The following is a 16,360-nucleotide window of genomic DNA, read 5'->3' as shown; positions in this document are numbered from 1 at the left end:
ACCTTCACTTGACGGCGATGGGGTTGACGGGCGAGCCGACCGCCCCGGTGAACGGGATCGGTGCGGCGGTCAGGAAGAACTCGTGGACGCCGTCGGCCGCGCAGTGCGACGCAAGTTCGTCCAGGTCCCACATCTCGCCGATGAGCAGGCCGATGTGGGGGATGGCCACCTGGTGCAGGGGCTGGAACGCGTGGTCGAACTCGTTGGGGCGCACCTCGAAGCCCCAGGTGTCGGTGGCGATCGCCGCGATCTCGGTTCCGTGCAGCCACCCGGCGGTGGTGAACGACAGTCCCGGCGCGGGCCCGCCCGCGTACTCGCCCCAGCCCTCGCGGCGGGCGCGGGCGAGCCGCCCGGTGCGCACGCACACGATGTCCCCGCGGCCCACCGCGACGCCGTGCGCGTCCGCAGTGGCCTCCAGGTGCTCGGTGGTGACGGCGAAGCCGTCGGGGAGCTCGCCCTCCTCCCCGAGGAACCGGCCCACGTCCAGCAGCACGCCCCGGCCGGCCACGGGCGCGGCCATGTGCTCGATGCCGGTGACCTGGTCGCCGCCGGAGGTGACCACCTGCGCGGCGTCGCGGCCGTTCCAGGCCCGGCCGTGGTCGAAGATGTGGCCGAGGCCGTCCCACTGCGTGGAGCACTGCAGCGGCATGGACACCACGTCGTCGGCGCCGCCGATCCCGTGCGGGAAGCCCTGGTTGCCCAGCGCCGCGTCCACGCCGGTGTCGAGCATGGTGTGCACGGGGTTGGTCCGGCGCCGCCAGCCCTTCTGGGGGCCGTCCATGTCGAAGCTCTGCGCCAGGGAGAAGCTCGTTCCCAGGCGGACCAGTCCGGCCGCCTCACGGCGCTTGGCCCGATCGATGAAGTTGACGGTGCCCAGGACGTCGTCCGCGCCCCAGCGGCCCCAGTTGGAGTACCTGCGCGCGGCCTCGGCGACGGCGCCCTCGGGGTCGGTGCGGTCGAGTGGCGTGCCGATGGTGCGGTCGGGACTCGCGTCGCCGGTCTGGTCGGACATCACGCCTCCTCCGCCACGCAGGTGTTGCGCTGGGTGCCCAGGCCGGTGATGGTGCCCTCCATGACGTCGCCGGAGCGCAGCAGCCGTCCCCAGTGCATGCCGTTCCCGGCGGGGCTGCCGGTCAGGACCAGGTCGCCGGGGAGCAGTTCGACGGTCTGTGAGACGTAGGAGACCAGGCGGGCGACGTCGAAGATCATGTCCTTGGTGGACTCGTCCTGCATCACCTCGCCGTTGAGCCGCAGGGTCACCCGCAGGTCCCCGGGGTCGCCGACGAACTCCGCGGGCACCAGGTGGGGGCCCAGGGGGGTGAAGGTGGGGGCGTTCTTGGCACGCATCCAGTCGGCGCCGATCTCGGGCATGTCCCGGCGGAAGACCAGCTCGCGGGCGGTGACGTCGTTGGCGATGGTGTAGGCGGCCACGTGCTCCAGCGCCCGCTCGGGGGAGACCCGGAAGGCGGGCTCGCCGATCACGGCGGCCAGCTCCAGTTCCCAGTCGGGCTTGGTGCACCAGCCGGGGATCACCACGTCGTCGTGGGGGCCGGTCACCGAGGACGGCAGTCCGATGAACACGTACGGCTGGTCCTCGGCGGCCCGCCTGTCCATCATCGCCGCGGTCTCGGCGCGCACCTGCTCGGCCGGGCGTCCGCCCTCGGGCTCGTGGGCGACGGCCAGGTCGACGACGTGGGTGCGGTAGTTGGCGCCCGACTGGAGGATCTGGCGCGGCCGCACCGGGGCGTGGACGCGCAGGTCGGTGAGCCGGTGCCGACCGCTGCCGCTGTCGCCGCCGCCGGTGGACGCCGCCAGCTCACGCAGCACGGGCAGGACCTCGGCCCAGCGCTCCAGCAGGTCCCGTGTGCTCAGGCTCCCGCCCGGCGAGCCCCGCAGGCCGGAGACGGTCCGCAGGTCGAGGACCTCCTCGCCGGTGACCAACCCCGGGAACGGGGCGCCGCCGCCGACGGAGAACGTACCGAGGGCGAAGGGGCGGGCTGGGGACGGTTCGTTTGCCACAGTGTTTCCTCCAGGTGTGATGCCCTTAACATTGGTCCACCAGGAAGCATCTGTGAAATAGATCTCTCATATGTGGGCCATCCACGCAGTGGATTCCTCCAGGGAGAGCGCACGTTCGGAGAGATCACAGGTTCGGGAAGAGCACACGTTCGGGGAGACGCACGTTGAACATCGCGAATCTGGACCTCAACCTGCTCGTCGCCCTGCGCGCCCTGCTGGAGGAGCGCAACGTCACCAAGGCGGGGGAGCGCATTGGACTGAGCCAGCCCGCGACCAGCGCAGCCTTGGCGCGTCTGCGCCGCCACTTCTCCGACGAGCTGCTCGTGCGCAGGGGCAACCACTACGAGCTGACCCCGCTGGGGCACGCGCTGCGGGTGCCCGCCGCCAACGCCTGCTCGGTCATGGAGCGGCTCTTCAGCCGCCGTGCCCACTTCGACCCGGCCACGGAGAGGCGGGACTTCACCCTCCTGGCCTCCGACTACGCCGTCACGGTCTTCGGCGCCCGGTTGGCCCGTGCGCTGCACGCGGAGGCGCCGGGCATCCGGCTGCACTTCCGGCAGCTGCCCTCCACGATCGTCGAGGCCACCGAGAGCGTGCTCGGGAGCGTGGACGGCGTCCTGATACTGCACGGGGTGATCAGCGGCTATCCGACCGTGGAGCTGTACCGGGACGAGTGGGTGTGCCTGGTGGACGCCGGGAACGACGTCGTGGGCGACGCCGTCACCATGGACGACCTGGCGCGGCTGCCGTGGGCCGTCTACCAGCGGCCCTATGACGCGCCTGCCGCCCATCAGCTGGGCATGCTGGGCCTGGAGCCGAGGGTGGAGGTGTCGGTGCAGAACTTCCGGATGCTCCCGGACCTGGTCCGGGGCACACGCAGGGTGGCACTGGTGCAGCGGCGCCTGGTGGAGGAGGCGGACGAGCGCACCGGGCTGCGTATGCTGCCGTGCCCGTTCCCGGCGGCGCCGATCCAGGAGGCGCTGTGGTGGCACCCGGTGCACCAGCACGACGCGGCGCACACGTGGTTGCGGGAGACGGCGGCGAGGGTGGCGGCCGGGCTCGACCCTTCGGTCGACCGCTCAGCGGAAGGGTGAGGACGCGGGTGAGCCTGGCAGAGGCCGAGGGCGGGCACGGCCGAGGGCCCGGCCGCGGTTCGTTCGGGCACGGCCGGGCGCCGGTGTTGTGCGCTGACTAACAGGCTGACCGGAACCGTTGCCGGTGTGACGTGCGGGGTTTCCTCGCCGATGATCTTGCCCCTAGCGGCACTGTCGGCCGCCGACAGTGCCGCTAGGGGCAAGATCATCCTGGATGGCCAGGCCCCGCAGCCCGGCCCCGAGCACAGGGCGGCCCTTCCAGGAATCCCTCCCGGAAGGGCCGCCACTCGTCCCCGGACGTCCTCTTCCTCTTCTGCTCGGAGAAGGAGGAAGTACCCGGGCCCGGGCTTACGCGCTGTGCTGGTACGCCGGGTAGGTCAGGTATCCCCGGTCGCCGCCCTGGTAGAAGTCGGCCTCGTCGACCGGGGCGATCGGCAGCCCGGTGCGGAGCCGCTCGACCAGGTCGGGTTCCCGGGTCGGTAGCGCTCGAACAAGCTGGTCACGTCAGGTCTCCTCCGTGGACTGTGCGCCCTTCCCGGGCACGTCGACTACGCTAAAACCTGACATTGATGTGAGGGGCAAGTGCCTGTGTCGCAGCTCACAGGTCACTGGCCACAGGGAGGAAGCCGTGCGCATCGGAGAACTCGCGAAGCGGACGGGAGCGAGCGTCCGGTCCCTGCGCTACTACGAGGAGCAGGGACTGCTCACCAGCACCCGCAGCGCCAGTGGGCAGCGGCACTACACCGAAGACGAAGTCGATCGCGTCACCTTCATCCAGCGGCTGTACGCCGCCGGGCTGCCCAGCCGCACCATCATCGAGCTGCTGCCCTGCGTGGACGCGCCCAGCGAGGGGAACTCCGACGCGGCGATGGAGCACATGGAACGGGAACGCGACCGGCTCACCGGGCACATCGCCGAACTGGCGCGCACGCGGGACGCGCTCGACGGCCTGATAGCCACGGGCCGCACCTACCAGGAGCGACTGCGCTCCGGCGCTTCCGTCTGACCGCCCTCGCGCGCCTTCCCGACCCGCCCGGCTCCAGCCCGCTTGCCCGCCGCCGTACCTGCGCGGGTGCCCGGCCGAGGACGTGCGGAACGCCCCCTGGGGCGGGCCACCGCGTCGGGTCCTCCCCCCCCGGTGGCGGCCCGCCGCCGGAAGGCCGGGCACCCGGTCCCGGTTCAGGCGTGGAGCTGTCCGGGCTGGTACTCGCCCCCCGGCTGGCGGAGGATGACGTTCAGCCGGTTGAACGCGTTGATGAGGGCGATCTGCGCCACGAGGGCGGTGAGCTGTTCCTCGTCGTAGTGCCTGGCCGCGTTCTCCCACACTTCGTCGGTGACGTCGCCGGTGTCGGCGAGCCGGGTGCCCTGCTCGGTGAGTTCCAGCGCGGCCCGCTCCGCGTCGGTGAAGACCGTCGCGTCCCGCCACGCGGCGACCAGGTTGAGCCGGACCGGTGCCTCGCCCGCGTGCGCGGCCTCCTTGGTGTGCATGTCCAGGCAGCCCCCGCAGCCGTTGATCTGGCTCGCCCGGATCTTCACCAGTTCCTGGGTCGCCCGGGGCAGGGGCGAGTCGGTCACGGCCTTGTTCGTCGCGATGAGGTGCTTCACGAGCCTCGGGCCGATGTCAGTGCCGAGGGGGTTGAGCCGAGCTGCCATGGTGCTCTCCTTCTGGTTCGATTCGTCTACTTGACGAGGCGAACCGCTCGGACGTAACACGGCGACCGGCTGTACTCAGAAGAACGTGGCGATGTCATGGGCTCTCCGGCGCGGCCCGGTCGGCGCGGACCCGCTCCACCAGGGCCTCTCGGCGGCGCAGCAGATCGGCGGTGTCCGCCACCCGCCTGACCACGCCCTCCCGGGTCGGCCCGTGCCCCACCCCCGGCAGCCGCTCGTCCAGGGTGCGCAGCACGCCCTCGTCCCCGTCCGCCAGATGGGCGTCGAGCAGGGCCCGGGCCTGGTCGGCGTCGGCCTCGCGCAGGACCCGGGAGGATGCGGGGTCACGGAGTTCGAGGAAGTGCCAGAAGCCGACCGGCGGATAGAACGGCAGACCGCCCTTGGACCACTCGCGGAGCGGCGCCGGGGCGGTGAGCACCTCCCACTGGAGGGTGTCGTCGTCGGCCGAGTAGCAGCACAGCTCCTCGCGGCGGGTGCCGTCGCGCCCCTCGGTGACGACGAGGTCGACGCCGGTGCCGGGGAAGCGCAGGATCGCGCAGGGATCGCCCATGACTATGAGCCGGTGGTGGCGGGCCCGGCGGCCGTCGGCGCCCTCGATGACGTAGTCGTCGGAGTAGTGGCCGGGACGGTCGGTGGCGATGGCGATCCGGGAACCGGACAGCCCGTCGGCATGGCCGAGCGGTGAGTCCACCCCCTCGGGGAGACGGACCAGGGACAGGAGCCTGTGCTCCCAGCGCAGTCCCTCCCCGGGACCGCCGGAGAAGAAGTCGGGCAGGGACCGCGCCTCTTCGAGGCCGTCCCCGGTCCAGGCGTGCCAGCCCCTGATGTTCGGGTGTTCCTCCGAGAACCAGACGGTGGTGCCGTCGGTCATCTGCCCGGAGTTCCGACGCCGCGGCGGGTCGGGCAGGATCCGGTACCCGGTCCACTCGCTCATGGAGAAGGTGGAGGACTCCTCGGCCCAGCTCGCGGTCGCCCAGTCCCAGTCCCGGTCCGGGACGAAGGCCTCGCCGGGCCGGTCGGACCAGTGGACGCTCCGCGGTCCGCCGCCCTGGGAGGCGACGAGGAAACGGCCGTCCAGGTAGCGCACCACCGGGGTCTCCCCTTCCACGGGCAGACTGAGCTCGTCCACGCGGCCGGTGTGGTCCACGGCGATCGCGCGGTCCCGCCCCACCAGGGTGAGGACCGGCCAGGAGGGGCACACGCGCAGCACGGCGTCCGGGCCGCCGAGTTCGGCGACGGCCGCGTCGAAGGCGGGCCAGCCGAGTTCCTCGGGCAGGCCGCAGCGCAGGGCACGCAGCAGGGGGCCGACCGGATCGACCGCGGCCAGGTCCTCCTCGACTCCCTCCAGCGCCGTGATCGCGGCACGGTCCAGCAGGCTGTCCAGGGTGCGCAGGCCGTCGGCGGCGCGGGGGAGCCCGGCCCCGCCGGTCTCGGCCATGAGGCGTCCGGCCCGGGAGCGCACCAGGGGAACCACCTCCGATACGTCCGGGAAGAGGCCGATGGCGTTGCGCACCACCCGTTGCGGGTCGTGGTGGTAGCGGGAGGCCTGATGCTCCGCGCGCGGGCCCAGTACGGGGTGGGCGAACAGGTGCCGCAGGTGGGGGCCTTCCAGGAAGGAGAACGGCATACCGCGCGGCGGGATCTTGACCGGAACGTCCTCGGCCAGGCAGGCGGCGAGCAACGCGGCGTCGATGCCGACGTGGTTCGTCTCGGAGGACCAGGTGTCGAGGGGGCGGTTCTCGGCCCTCAGCCGCGGGGCCAGTCGCGGGAGGAGTCCGTACAGCTCGGTCGGCATCCGCTGTGCCGCGACCCCCTGCCCGCTGCCGGCGAACTTGTGCAGGCGGACGAAGCGCTGGAGCCAGCCCGACACCCCTCCCCCGGGGGTGAGGTCTCCGCGGACCACGGCGTCGACCGCTCGGGAGGCGTCGAGCATGCGCAGCCACGGGCCGCCGTCGTTCTTCGCCCAGCGGCCGGGCGGGAACAGCTCCCAGAACGCGGCCAGGCACTCCTCAGGCGGCGGGTTCCCGGCGAAGACCTTGGCCGCTCCCTTGAACAGGGCGGTCGGAACGGCGGTGCCCCGGGACGCGGCGAGCACCCCGGCGAGAGCACGGGACTGCTCCTCCTCGCCCACCCCGGCGGCCTCGGCGCTCCTGGCCAGCAGGCTGTGGGTGCCCGCGGCCGGAGCGCCGCCCCCGGCGGCACGGGCGGTGACCAGCCCGAGGAGGGCCGGGTAGGCCTGCTCCGGGGGGAGGGTGTCGGTGAGCCACTCCTGGAAGGCGCGCATCTCCTTGGCGGGCAGGGCACCGTGGCGGGCCGCGAAGAGGGTGTGGGACGCGTGGTGCTCGGGGTCCACGGGCAGCCCGTGGTCGGCCTCGGCCCCGCGGGCGCTGGCGTGGGCCCGCGGCGCCGCCCACATGCACTTGGCGCCTCCCCTCAGGACCAGCGCCTGCGTGACGCTGTCCCAGAACCAGGGACGGAGCCCGGGGGGCAGGTCCTCGGCGCGGCAGCCCATGGAATACAGGAACCTGACGGCCTCGAGGGAGGCGCCGGGCAGCTCGTCGTGCATCCGCCGCAGGGCCTCCTCCGCGAGGGGGAGGTCGTCGGGGCGGTTGAGACGCGTCCAGTCGGTCAGGAGGGTGACCTGGTCGGCGGAGGAGGGAGGGGCGAAGGTCATGGCGGCATGGTGGCACGGGCCGGTGACAGCCCGTGCCACGGCCGGGTTCTCGCGCGCCGAGGGCCGCGGGAACGCCTCAGCCGGGGCACCGGGGGATGTCCATCGCCGCGAGGAGCTTCGGATCGATCACCGACAGGACCTCGACGATCCGACCACCGGACACGGTGCACGCCATCACGCCCACCGGCTTGCCGCTCGGGCCCCACACCACGATCCCCGGCTCACCGTTGACGAGGGCGCGGCGCGCGGTCACCTTCGCGTGGCCCGCGTGCCGCAACGTGCCGACCACCTCGGTCGCCCCCAGTTTGACGACCACGCCACGTGCCGTGTGGGCGCGCCACATCACCTCCGGATCGAGCACCCGCAGCAGCCCCTCGAAGTCCCCGCCCCGCGCCGCCGCGAGGAACGCGTCGACCACCGCGCGCTGCAGCCGCCGTTCGTCGGTGGGGCGATGCGTGTCCTGCACCTTCCGGCGGGCCCGGCTGGCGAGCATCTTGGTGGCGTCCGTGGACCTGTCGACGATCTGGCCGATCTCCTCGAACGGCACCGCGAACATGTCGTGCAGCACGAACGCCAGCCGCTCGGCGGGGCGGAGGGTGTCGAGCACCACGAGCAGTGCCAGGCCGACCGAATCGGCGAGCAGCACGTCGTCCTCGGGCGCCCCGTCGTCCTCGGTCACCACGAACTCGGGCAGCCGGTCCTCGTACGGTGCCTCGGGCCTGGCCCTGCGCGAGCGCAGCATGTCGATGCACACACGGCCCACCACGGTGGTCAGCCAGCCGGCGAGGCTGTCGATCGCGGCCGCGTCCTGGCGTGCCAGCCGCAGCCATGCCTCCTGCACCGCGTCCTCCGCGTCCGCCCGCGACCCGAGCATTCGGTAGGCCACCGCGACGAGACGCCCGCGCTGCTCCTCGAAGGCTTCCGCCACGGCTTCCTCGGGAACAGATCCGGTCATGTCGTTACCTTCCACGAGCGAGTTCCGTCATGGGTATGACGGGCCCGGAAGGGCCGAGGTAACCGGCAAGGGGAAACCCATGAACCTCGCTCTGTGGATCATCACCGGCCTGCTGACCGCCGTCGTGGCGTGGGGCCGGTTCGGTCCCGAGTCCTTCGCCGGGTGACCGTGCGGGTCAGGGGAAGAGGGTCCTGTCGAGCATGGCGACGAGTACCTCGGCGGCGGCGAGCGGGTCGTAGCCGGGGTGGTCCAGGTGCTCGGCCACGATCGCGTCGATGCCGCCGCCGACGATCAGTGCCGTGGTGCGCAGGTCCAGTGCCGAGCCCGCTTCCGTGCCCGTCCCGTGTGCCTGCCGCGCGGCGTGCATCAGGTCCGCCAGGGGGCGCCAGCGCTCGCTGGAGCGGCGGTCCTCACTGTCGGCCACCGCGTCGACGATCACCCGGGTGTGTCCGGGACGGTCCCGCAGGTAGCCGACCATCGAACGGACGTAGGCGGCGGGCGCCCGCTCGGCGCCGACACTCCCGACGGCTCCGCCCACGTGCTCCACCAGACCCGTCAGCGCGCTCTCGTGGGCCGCGCGCACCAGGGCGTCCTTGGAGCGGAAGTGGTACAGCACCGCGGCCTTGGTGATACCGGCGGCCTCGGCGATGCGGGCCAGCGAGGTTCCCGCGTTCCCGTGCTCGGCGATGAGCCGGACCGTCACGTCGATGAGCTGAGCGCGTCGCGCCTGTTCGGTCAGGGTGGGCTCTCTGGGTTCCCTCGGTGCCGAACCGGGGCCTTCTCTTGTCATGGTTCCAGAACTTACCGTACGGTCAGATTACTTACCAGTCGGTTAGGGGGCGCGGTGGAGAAGAAGAGGAAGCGGACCCGGTGGGTCATCGTGCTCGGCGCCGTCACCGCCGTGGTGCTCGTCGCCGCGATCGCCCTGCGCACGCCCTCCCCGGTCGGGCACTGGCGCTCGGCCGAGGGGCACGACGCGTTCATGGAGGCCTACGAGGCCGCGATGGCGGAGATGCCCCGGCCGGACGCCGAGACCGACGTGCGCACGGACTACGGCGTCGTGCGGATGTACCGCTTCGAGGGAACCGGTGACGCGGGCGGCTCGCGGAGTCCGCTGGTGCTCCTGCCCGGGCGGGCGTCGGCCTCGCCGGTCTGGGCGGACAACCTGCCGACCCTGCTGGAGGTGGGGGACGTCTACACGGTCGACCTGCTGGGCGAGCCCGGCCTGAGCGTGCAGGCCAGACCCATCGAGGACGACGAGGACCAGGCGGAGTGGCTGCACCAGGCCCTCGGCGGCCTGCCCGAGGAGGAGTTCCACGTGGTGGGGCTGTCGATCGGCGGCTGGACGGCGGCCAACCTCGCCACGCGCGAACCCTCGCGCCTCGCCACCGTGACGCTGGTCGAGCCGGTGCTCGTCCTCGACGACATGCCCCTGGAGACGGTCATCCGCTCCCTGCCCGCATCGCTGCCCTGGCTGCCGAAGTCCTGGCGCGACGGATTCAACTCCTGGACCGCGGGCGGCGCACCGGTGGAGGACGTGCCGGTCGCCGACATGATCGAGTCCGGAATGCAGAACTACGCGCTCAGGCTGCCCCAGCCCGGCAGGATCGGCGAGGACGCGCTCGCCGACCTGGACATGCCCGTGCTGGCGGTCATCGCCGGGGAGTCGGTGATGCACGACCCGGACACCGCGGTCGCGACCGCCGAGCGCGCGCTGGGCCACGGAACGGTGGAGTTCTACCCCGACGCCTCGCACGCGGTCAACGGCGAGTACCCGGAGGAGTTGGCCGCCGACATCACCGCGTTCCTGTCCGAGGCCGGTCGCACCTGAGCGGCCCGCCCCGCACGGGTGCGGTGACTGAAAAGGCGCCAGGTTCACCCGGCGCTCCTCCGGCCAGGTTCCCGCCAGCGATGATCTTGCCCGTACCGGCGTGCTCGACCGTCGAGCACGCCGCTACGGGCAAGATCATCCGGTGAGGGCTCCCGGACACCGCCCTAACTGGAGGCGCGTTCGACCAGATGGGGGGCGAAGAGCAGGCGGCGGTGCCGGTGACCGGGGTCCTCGACCTCCTCGACCAGCAGCCCGGCCGCCGCGCTGCCCAGGGCGTGGCTGTCCACGTGCACCGAGGTCAGCGGAACCCCGGCCGTGGCCGCCGACTCGATGTCGTCGAAGCCCACCACCGCGATGTCGTCGGGGATACGCCTGCCCGCGCGGGTGACCGACTGCATCACGCCCAGGGCCAGCAGGTCGTTGGCGCAGAACACCGCCGTGGACGGCTTGGGCGAGGCCAGGATCCGCTCGCCCGCGCGCCGCCCCTGGTCCAGGGTGAACGCGCCGACCTCCACCACGTCCACGGAGTCCTCCGGCCGCCCCGCCAGCGCGGCAGCCCGGTGGCAGCCCGCCAGACGGTCGACGGACTGGCGCATGTGCGCGGGCCCCGTCACGCAGGTGATCCGCTCGTGCCCGCGCGCCAGCAGGTGCGTGGCGGCCATCTCGCCGCCCGCGACGTCGTCGACGGCCACCGAGCACACGTCCGGGTAGTCGGTCGAGTTGTGGAACAGCACCATGCGCAGCCCCAGCGCCCGCACCCGGTCCACCCACCCGCGGGAGAGCTCCGACGGGGTGATGAGCACGCCCTGCGCCTGCTGCTGCAGCAGCATCTCCAGGTAGCGCTTCTCCTTGCCGGCGTCCACGTCGGTGTTGCACAGCACCACGGTCCGCCCCACGGTGTGCAGGTGGTCCTCGGCGCCTCGGGCCACCCCGGTGAGGAAGGGGTTGCGCACGTCGAACAGCACGAGGCCCACACCGGTGCCGTGGCCGTTGCTGAGCTGGCGGGCGGCCTGGTTGGGCCGGTATCCCAGCACGTCGACGGCCTCGCGCACCCGGTCCCGGGTGGTGGGGGCGAGGACCTCCGGCCTGTTCAGGAAGTTGGACACCGTGGCCACGGAGACCCCGGCCTTCTGGGCCACTTGCCTTATGCTGACGGCCTTCACGGCGTGTGTGCTCCCCGCGTCCCCGCTGGAGGGGATGAGTTGTAGCGTTTCAATCCAGGTTCCTCGATGGTAGTGGGGAGCGACACATCCGGGTGCGCCGCGTCCCGCCACGGCTGCTCAGGCGGGGAGCCAGGGCGCCTCCAGGGAGTGCGCGCCGCTGCCCACCTCGAACGGCTCCGTTCCCGGCAGGTCCACCACGGCCGTCGTCCCCGGCGGTACGACGGCGGACACACGAAGGCGGTCCCCGTCGCGGCGCCAGTGCACGCTCGCCGTTCCGTAGGGGCTCTCGTGCGAGGCGCCCGCCCGCTCCAGGCCGCCGCCCGGCCGGGGCGCGACGCGGATCCGCCGGTAGCCCGGGGCGTCGGGCGCCAGGCCCGCCACCGTGCGGTGCAGCCAGTCGGCCACCGCGCCGAGCGCGTAGTGGTTGAAGGAGGTCATCTCCCCGGGGTTGACCCGTCCGTCGGGCAGCATGCTGTCCCAGCGCTCCCAGACGGTGGTCGCCCCCATCGTCACCGGGTAGAGCCACGAGGGCGCCTCGCGCTGCAGCAGCAGCCGGTAGGCGGTGGCGGTGTGGCCGTTGTGCGACAGGGCGTCGCACACCAGGGGCGTACCGGCGAAACCGGTGGCGATGCGGTACCCGTCCTCGGCCACGAGCGCCGCGAGCCGGTCGGCCGCCGCGGAGCGGGCCCGCCCCTCGGGCAGCAGGCCGAAGCACAGGGCCAGCGCGTACGCCGTCTGGGTGTCGCTGGTGAGCACCCCTCCGCCGTCGGTGTAGGACTCGCGGAACCCGGTGCGCACGTGTTCGGCCAGGCGCTCGTAGTGCTCCCGGTCGGCGTCCCTGCCCAGCACCCGCGCGGTCTCGGCCATCGTGCGGGCCGACTCGGCGGCGTAGGCGGTGGCCACCAGGGAGGGCTCGGTGCGCGCCTGGAAGGGGTCCTCCGGCGGCGCGGCCGGGTCGAGCCAGTCGCCCAGCTGCTTGTCCCGCCGCCACGTGCCATTGGACTCCAGCCGTCCGGCCACCAGGTCCATCCAGGCCGTCGCGCTGGCGTACTGGTCGTCGAGCACCCGCGCGTCGCCGAAGCGCTCGTAGACCCGCCACGGGGTGAGCACGGCGGCGTCACCCCACACCGCCGCGGGCCAGGCGGGGGTCCACGTCGGCGCGTGGATGGTGGGGACGATGAACGGCACCGTGCCGTCGGAGTGCTGTTCGGCGGCCAGGTCGGCCAGCCACGAGCGCAGCATGCCGGAGCAGTCGTAGAGGAAGGCCGCCGTGGGCGCGAACACCTGGATGTCACCGGTCCAGCCCAGCCGTTCGTCGCGCTGGGGGCAGTCGGTGGGCACGTCGACGAAGTTGCCGCGCATGCTCCAGCGCACGTTCTCGTGCAGCCGCTCCACGAGCGGGTCGGAGCAGGTGAACTCTCCCGTGGGCCGCATGTCCGTGTGCAGTACACGCGCCACCACCGCGCCGGGCTCCAGCGGGCCGGGCCAACCGGTGATCTCCGCGTACCGGAAGCCGTGGTAGGTGAAGCGCGGCTCCCACTCCTCGACCGCGCCGGTGCCCGCCAGCACGAGGGTGTCGGTGGCCTCGGCGAAGCGCAGCGGCCGTGTGCACAGCTCCCCGTCCTCCAGCACCTCGGCGTGGCGCACGGTCACCTCGGTGCCCGCGGGGCCCGCCACGCGCAGGCGCAGGCGTCCCACGAGGTTCTGGCCGAAGTCCACCAGCAGGCCGCCCGAGGCGGACGGAGCGACCGACACCGGGTCCAGCTCCGCGGTGCGGCGCACCGGTGGCGACAGCGGCGCCACCAGCGTGGCCGGGTCGCGCTCCACGGGCACCACCGGTGTCCAGCCCGCGTCGTCGAACCCCGGCCGCGACCAGTCCGCCCGCTCCAGGCGCGCGTCGTGGCGCTCACCGTCGTAGAGGCTGGAGGACAGGGTCGGGGAGGGCGCGCACCGCCAGCCGGGTCCGGTGCCGAAGCGCACCGTCGACCCGTCCTCGCACTCGACCTCCAGCTGTGCCAGCAGCCCGGTGCGGTCGCCGTAGATACCGCGCCGGCCGCCGTGGAAGCCGAGGCGGCCGCGGTACCAGCCGTCCGCCAGATGCGCGCCGAGCACGTTCGCGCCCCCGCGCAGCAGCGCGGTCACGTCGTGGGTGCGGTAGCGCAGCCGCGCCGGGTAGGTGGTCCAGCCGGGCGCGAGCACCTCGTCGCCCACGCGCACCCCGTTGATCTCGGCCTCGAAGGCGCCGTGCGCGGTGACGTACAGGCGAGCGGAACGCGGCGGCGCGGGCAGCGCGAAGCCGCCCCGTAGCAGGACGGGGCGCTCGTCCCCGCCCAGCCCGTCGGCGGGGCCGACCATCCCCGCCCACCAGTCGGCCGGATCCAGCAGCCCCGTCTCCACCTCCAGCGCACGGCTCCAGGGCGAGGGCCCGGCCAGACCGCCTCCCCACACGCGCACGCGCACCGACCGGCGCTCACGCGAGGCCAGGGGAGCCCCCGGCCAGGGCACGAGCACGGAGTCGGGGCCGTCGACGCGGCCGCTGGCCCAGCTCCGGCCGCCGCCGCTCACCTCGACCTCGTAGGCCTCCTGACGCCAGTCCGGCGGTGCCTGGCGCACCGTCCACGACAGGCGGGGGGAGGACTCGCCGATGCCCAGCGCCGCGCGGTGGTGCTCGGCGGTGGGCGCGTCGGGGACGGGGCCGACGGGGGAGCTGCGGGGATGGGGCACGAGGGACTCCTGGATGGGAGCGAAGACAGAACGGTCCCTGGCAGGGACATGAACAGTTTATTGAAACGGTTTAACACTCAGGGCAAGCGTAACCGTAAGAACGCGGACGTGCTTTCGTCAAGGGGAGGACATCGGGGCTTCGCCGTGCGACCTCGTGTCAAGACTGGCTTCCGTTCAATGGAATTCCAGCTCACAAGGTTTCTGGAAGAGGCGTTCCAGTTGCATACGCCTGCCGTCAGCCAGGTTGCGAAGAGGTTTCGTTCATCTTCGGGGGTTGACGCATGTCACCATCCCAGCCTAGTTTCGGGCCATTCAATGAATCGTTTCAACTCTGTTAAACCCCAGAGTCGTGCAGGAGGCGGCGCGTTGGCCGCCGCTTCCCGCGCCTCATGAGGAAGACCCGATGGAGACAGCCATGGCCACGCAGGCCCAGCCGGCCACACCGGCGGGGAGCAAGAGTCCGCCCCCGCCCGCACCGGCGGGACGCTCCCGGTCCCACCGGACCGCCGTGCCCTGGTGGTTCGTGCTTCCCGCGCTCGCCTTCTTCGCGTTCGCGGTGCTCGTCCCCAGCGCCCGCGGCGCGGTGTACTCCTTCACCGACTGGGACGGCCTGGCCCGCTCCTTCGACTTCGTCGGCCTGGAGCAGTACCGCGCCCTGTTCGCCGACGAGAACGCCCGCGCCGCACTGGGCCACACCCTCCTGATCGCCTTCGCGGTCACCATCGTGCAGAACGTCGTCGGCCTGCTCCTCGCGCTCGGCGTCAACACCCAGATCAAGTCGCGCAACGTCCTGCGCGTGTTCTTCTTCGCCCCGGCCGTCATCACCCCGGTCGTCACCGCGTACCTGTGGAAGTACCTGTACTCACCGGAGGGCGCCGTCAACGCCGCCCTCGACGCGCTCGGACTGGGCTTCCTGGGGCAGAACTGGCTGGGTGACAGCGACATCGCCCTGTGGTCGGTCGTCGCCGTCATCGTCTGGCAGTTCGCCGGCTACTCCATGGTCATCTTCCTGGCCGGACTCCAGTCCATCCCCAAGGAGATCTACGAGGCCTCGGACATGGACGGCGCCGGGCCCGTCCGGCGCTTCTGGCACATCGTGCGGCCCATGCTCGCCCCCGCACTCACCATCAACCTGATGCTCTCCCTGGTCGGCGGCCTGAAGCTGTTCGACCAGGTGTGGGTGATGACCCAGGGTGGCCCCGGCGGGGCCACCGACACCCTGTCCACCGTCATCTACCAGGAGGCCTTCCAGTTCAACGCCTTCGCCTACAGCACGGCCATGGCGGTGGTACTGACCCTGTTCGTGATCGTGCTGAGCGGAATCCAGTACGGCTACCTCGGCCGCCAGGAGAAGAGGAACTCGTGAAGCGTTACACATGGCGGACCGGCGTCCTCGAAGCGGTGATGATCGCCGCGGCCCTGGCCTTCGCCTTCCCGGTCTACGTCCTGCTCGTGCAGGCACTGCGCCCGAAGGAGGTGACGGGCGCCTCGCCGCTGTCGCCGCCGGCGGCGCCCACCCTGGACAACTTCGGCCAGGCCTGGCAGCAGGCGAGCCTGGGGCCGGCGATCGTCAACAGCACCCTGGTCACCGTGGTCAGCGTCGTGCTGCTGGTGGTGCTCTCCTCACTGGCCGCCTACCCGATCGCGCGCTCCACCCGGGGCTGGTCGCGCGTCGTCTTCGCGCTCTTCATGCTGGGCCTGCTCCTGCCGTTCCAGCTGGCGCTCATCCCGCTCTACCAGACCATGCGCGACCTGGGCCTGCTGGGCAACCCGATCGCGCTCATCATCTACTACACCGGCCTGCAGATGCCCTTCTCCGTGTTCCTGTACACCGGGTTCCTGCGCAGCCTGGACCGCGGTTACGAAGAGGCCGCGATGATGGACGGCGCCGGGCCCATGCGCACCTTCTTCAACGTCGTCCTGCCGCTGCTGCGCCCGATCACCGGAACGGTGGTCATCCTCAACGTCATCTTCGTCTGGAACGACTTCCTGACCCCGCTCCTCTACCTCAGCGGCTCGGGCAGCCAGACCATCCCCGTGGCACTGTTCGGATTCGTCGGACAGTACGTCTCCCAGTGGCCACTGGTCTTCGCGGGCCTGATCATCGGCTCGATCCCCGTGCTCACCGTCTACTTCGCCATGCAGAAGCGCGTCATCCAGGGCTTCGCCGGAGGACTGAAGGGCTGACCCCCTCCACCGCGCCGCCCCCGCACCCCTTCCCGGAGAGAT

Annotated in this window: 14 protein-coding genes; 6 read left to right on the top strand and 8 right to left on the bottom strand. The window is 72.1% G+C overall.

Annotated features, from left to right (window positions below):
- Window positions 1-4: 4 nt before the first annotated feature.
- Complete coding sequence (locus tag FYX01_RS00870; RefSeq protein ID WP_150236463.1) at window positions 5-1,012, bottom strand: cyclase family protein; 1,008 nt, start codon at window positions 1,010-1,012, stop codon at window positions 5-7.
- Window positions 1,012-2,019, bottom strand: a complete 1,008-nt coding sequence (locus FYX01_RS00865) for a fumarylacetoacetate hydrolase family protein (RefSeq protein WP_150236460.1) — start codon at window positions 2,017-2,019, stop codon at window positions 1,012-1,014. Before FYX01_RS00865 ends, FYX01_RS00870 begins: the two co-directional genes overlap by 1 nt.
- 164 nt (window positions 2,020-2,183) lie before the next feature.
- On the opposite strand from FYX01_RS00865, the gene FYX01_RS00860 reads away from it, so the two are divergent.
- Window positions 2,184-3,113: a LysR family transcriptional regulator gene (locus tag FYX01_RS00860; protein WP_150236459.1), complete on the top strand. Its 930-nt coding sequence runs from the start codon at window positions 2,184-2,186 to the stop codon at window positions 3,111-3,113.
- Between the two features lie 628 nt (window positions 3,114-3,741).
- Window positions 3,742-4,119: a MerR family transcriptional regulator gene (locus FYX01_RS00850; RefSeq protein ID WP_150236458.1), complete on the top strand. Its 378-nt coding sequence runs from the start codon at window positions 3,742-3,744 to the stop codon at window positions 4,117-4,119.
- A 173-nt stretch (window positions 4,120-4,292) separates the two neighbouring features.
- On the opposite strand, the gene FYX01_RS00845 is transcribed toward FYX01_RS00850, so the two are convergent.
- The 3 genes from FYX01_RS00845 to FYX01_RS00835 form a co-directional block, all read right to left on the bottom strand.
- Window positions 4,293-4,766, bottom strand: a complete 474-nt coding sequence (locus FYX01_RS00845; RefSeq protein WP_150236457.1) for a carboxymuconolactone decarboxylase family protein — start codon at window positions 4,764-4,766, stop codon at window positions 4,293-4,295.
- Window positions 4,767-4,860: 94 nt separating this feature from the next.
- A complete protein-coding gene (locus FYX01_RS00840) occupies window positions 4,861-7,458 on the bottom strand; it encodes a hypothetical protein (RefSeq protein WP_150236456.1) in 2,598 nt (865 codons plus the stop codon).
- Between the two features lie 76 nt (window positions 7,459-7,534).
- Window positions 7,535-8,413: a sigma-70 family RNA polymerase sigma factor gene (locus tag FYX01_RS00835; RefSeq protein ID WP_150236455.1), complete on the bottom strand. Its 879-nt coding sequence runs from the start codon at window positions 8,411-8,413 to the stop codon at window positions 7,535-7,537.
- On the opposite strand from FYX01_RS00835, the gene FYX01_RS25965 reads away from it, so the two are divergent.
- Complete coding sequence (locus FYX01_RS25965) at window positions 8,412-8,579, top strand: hypothetical protein (protein WP_190394133.1); 168 nt, start codon at window positions 8,412-8,414, stop codon at window positions 8,577-8,579. The two genes, FYX01_RS00835 and FYX01_RS25965, sit on opposite strands and share 2 nt — an antisense overlap.
- A 9-nt stretch (window positions 8,580-8,588) precedes the next feature.
- Here FYX01_RS25965 and FYX01_RS00830 read toward each other — a convergent pair whose 3' ends face one another.
- Window positions 8,589-9,203, bottom strand: a complete 615-nt coding sequence (locus FYX01_RS00830) for a TetR/AcrR family transcriptional regulator (RefSeq protein ID WP_150236454.1) — start codon at window positions 9,201-9,203, stop codon at window positions 8,589-8,591.
- A 54-nt stretch (window positions 9,204-9,257) separates the two neighbouring features.
- On the opposite strand from FYX01_RS00830, the gene FYX01_RS00825 reads away from it, so the two are divergent.
- Window positions 9,258-10,244 (top strand): alpha/beta fold hydrolase, encoded by a 987-nt coding sequence (locus tag FYX01_RS00825; RefSeq protein WP_150236453.1) that lies wholly within the window; start codon window positions 9,258-9,260, stop codon window positions 10,242-10,244.
- Window positions 10,245-10,408: 164 nt separating this feature from the next.
- On the opposite strand, the gene FYX01_RS00820 is transcribed toward FYX01_RS00825, so the two are convergent.
- On the bottom strand, window positions 10,409-11,383 hold the full coding sequence (locus tag FYX01_RS00820) for a LacI family DNA-binding transcriptional regulator (RefSeq protein WP_150236452.1): 975 nt from the start codon (window positions 11,381-11,383) through the stop codon (window positions 10,409-10,411).
- 141 nt (window positions 11,384-11,524) lie between these two features.
- A complete protein-coding gene (locus FYX01_RS00815) occupies window positions 11,525-14,131 on the bottom strand; it encodes a glycoside hydrolase family 78 protein (protein WP_190394132.1) in 2,607 nt (868 codons plus the stop codon).
- A 403-nt stretch (window positions 14,132-14,534) separates the two neighbouring features.
- On the opposite strand from FYX01_RS00815, the gene FYX01_RS00810 reads away from it, so the two are divergent.
- Both FYX01_RS00810 and FYX01_RS00805 read left to right on the top strand, forming a co-directional pair.
- Window positions 14,535-15,497, top strand: a complete 963-nt coding sequence (locus FYX01_RS00810) for a carbohydrate ABC transporter permease (RefSeq protein WP_150236450.1) — start codon at window positions 14,535-14,537, stop codon at window positions 15,495-15,497.
- Window positions 15,494-16,318 (top strand): carbohydrate ABC transporter permease, encoded by an 825-nt coding sequence (locus FYX01_RS00805; RefSeq protein ID WP_150236449.1) that lies wholly within the window; start codon window positions 15,494-15,496, stop codon window positions 16,316-16,318. Before FYX01_RS00810 ends, FYX01_RS00805 begins: the two co-directional genes overlap by 4 nt.
- Window positions 16,319-16,360 lie beyond the last annotated feature (42 nt).

It is taken from the genome of Nocardiopsis quinghaiensis, assembly GCF_008638365.1.
Taxonomy (GTDB): Bacteria; Actinomycetota; Actinomycetes; order Streptosporangiales; family Streptosporangiaceae; genus Nocardiopsis; species Nocardiopsis quinghaiensis.
This window is presented reverse-complemented; position numbering and strand designations above follow the sequence as displayed.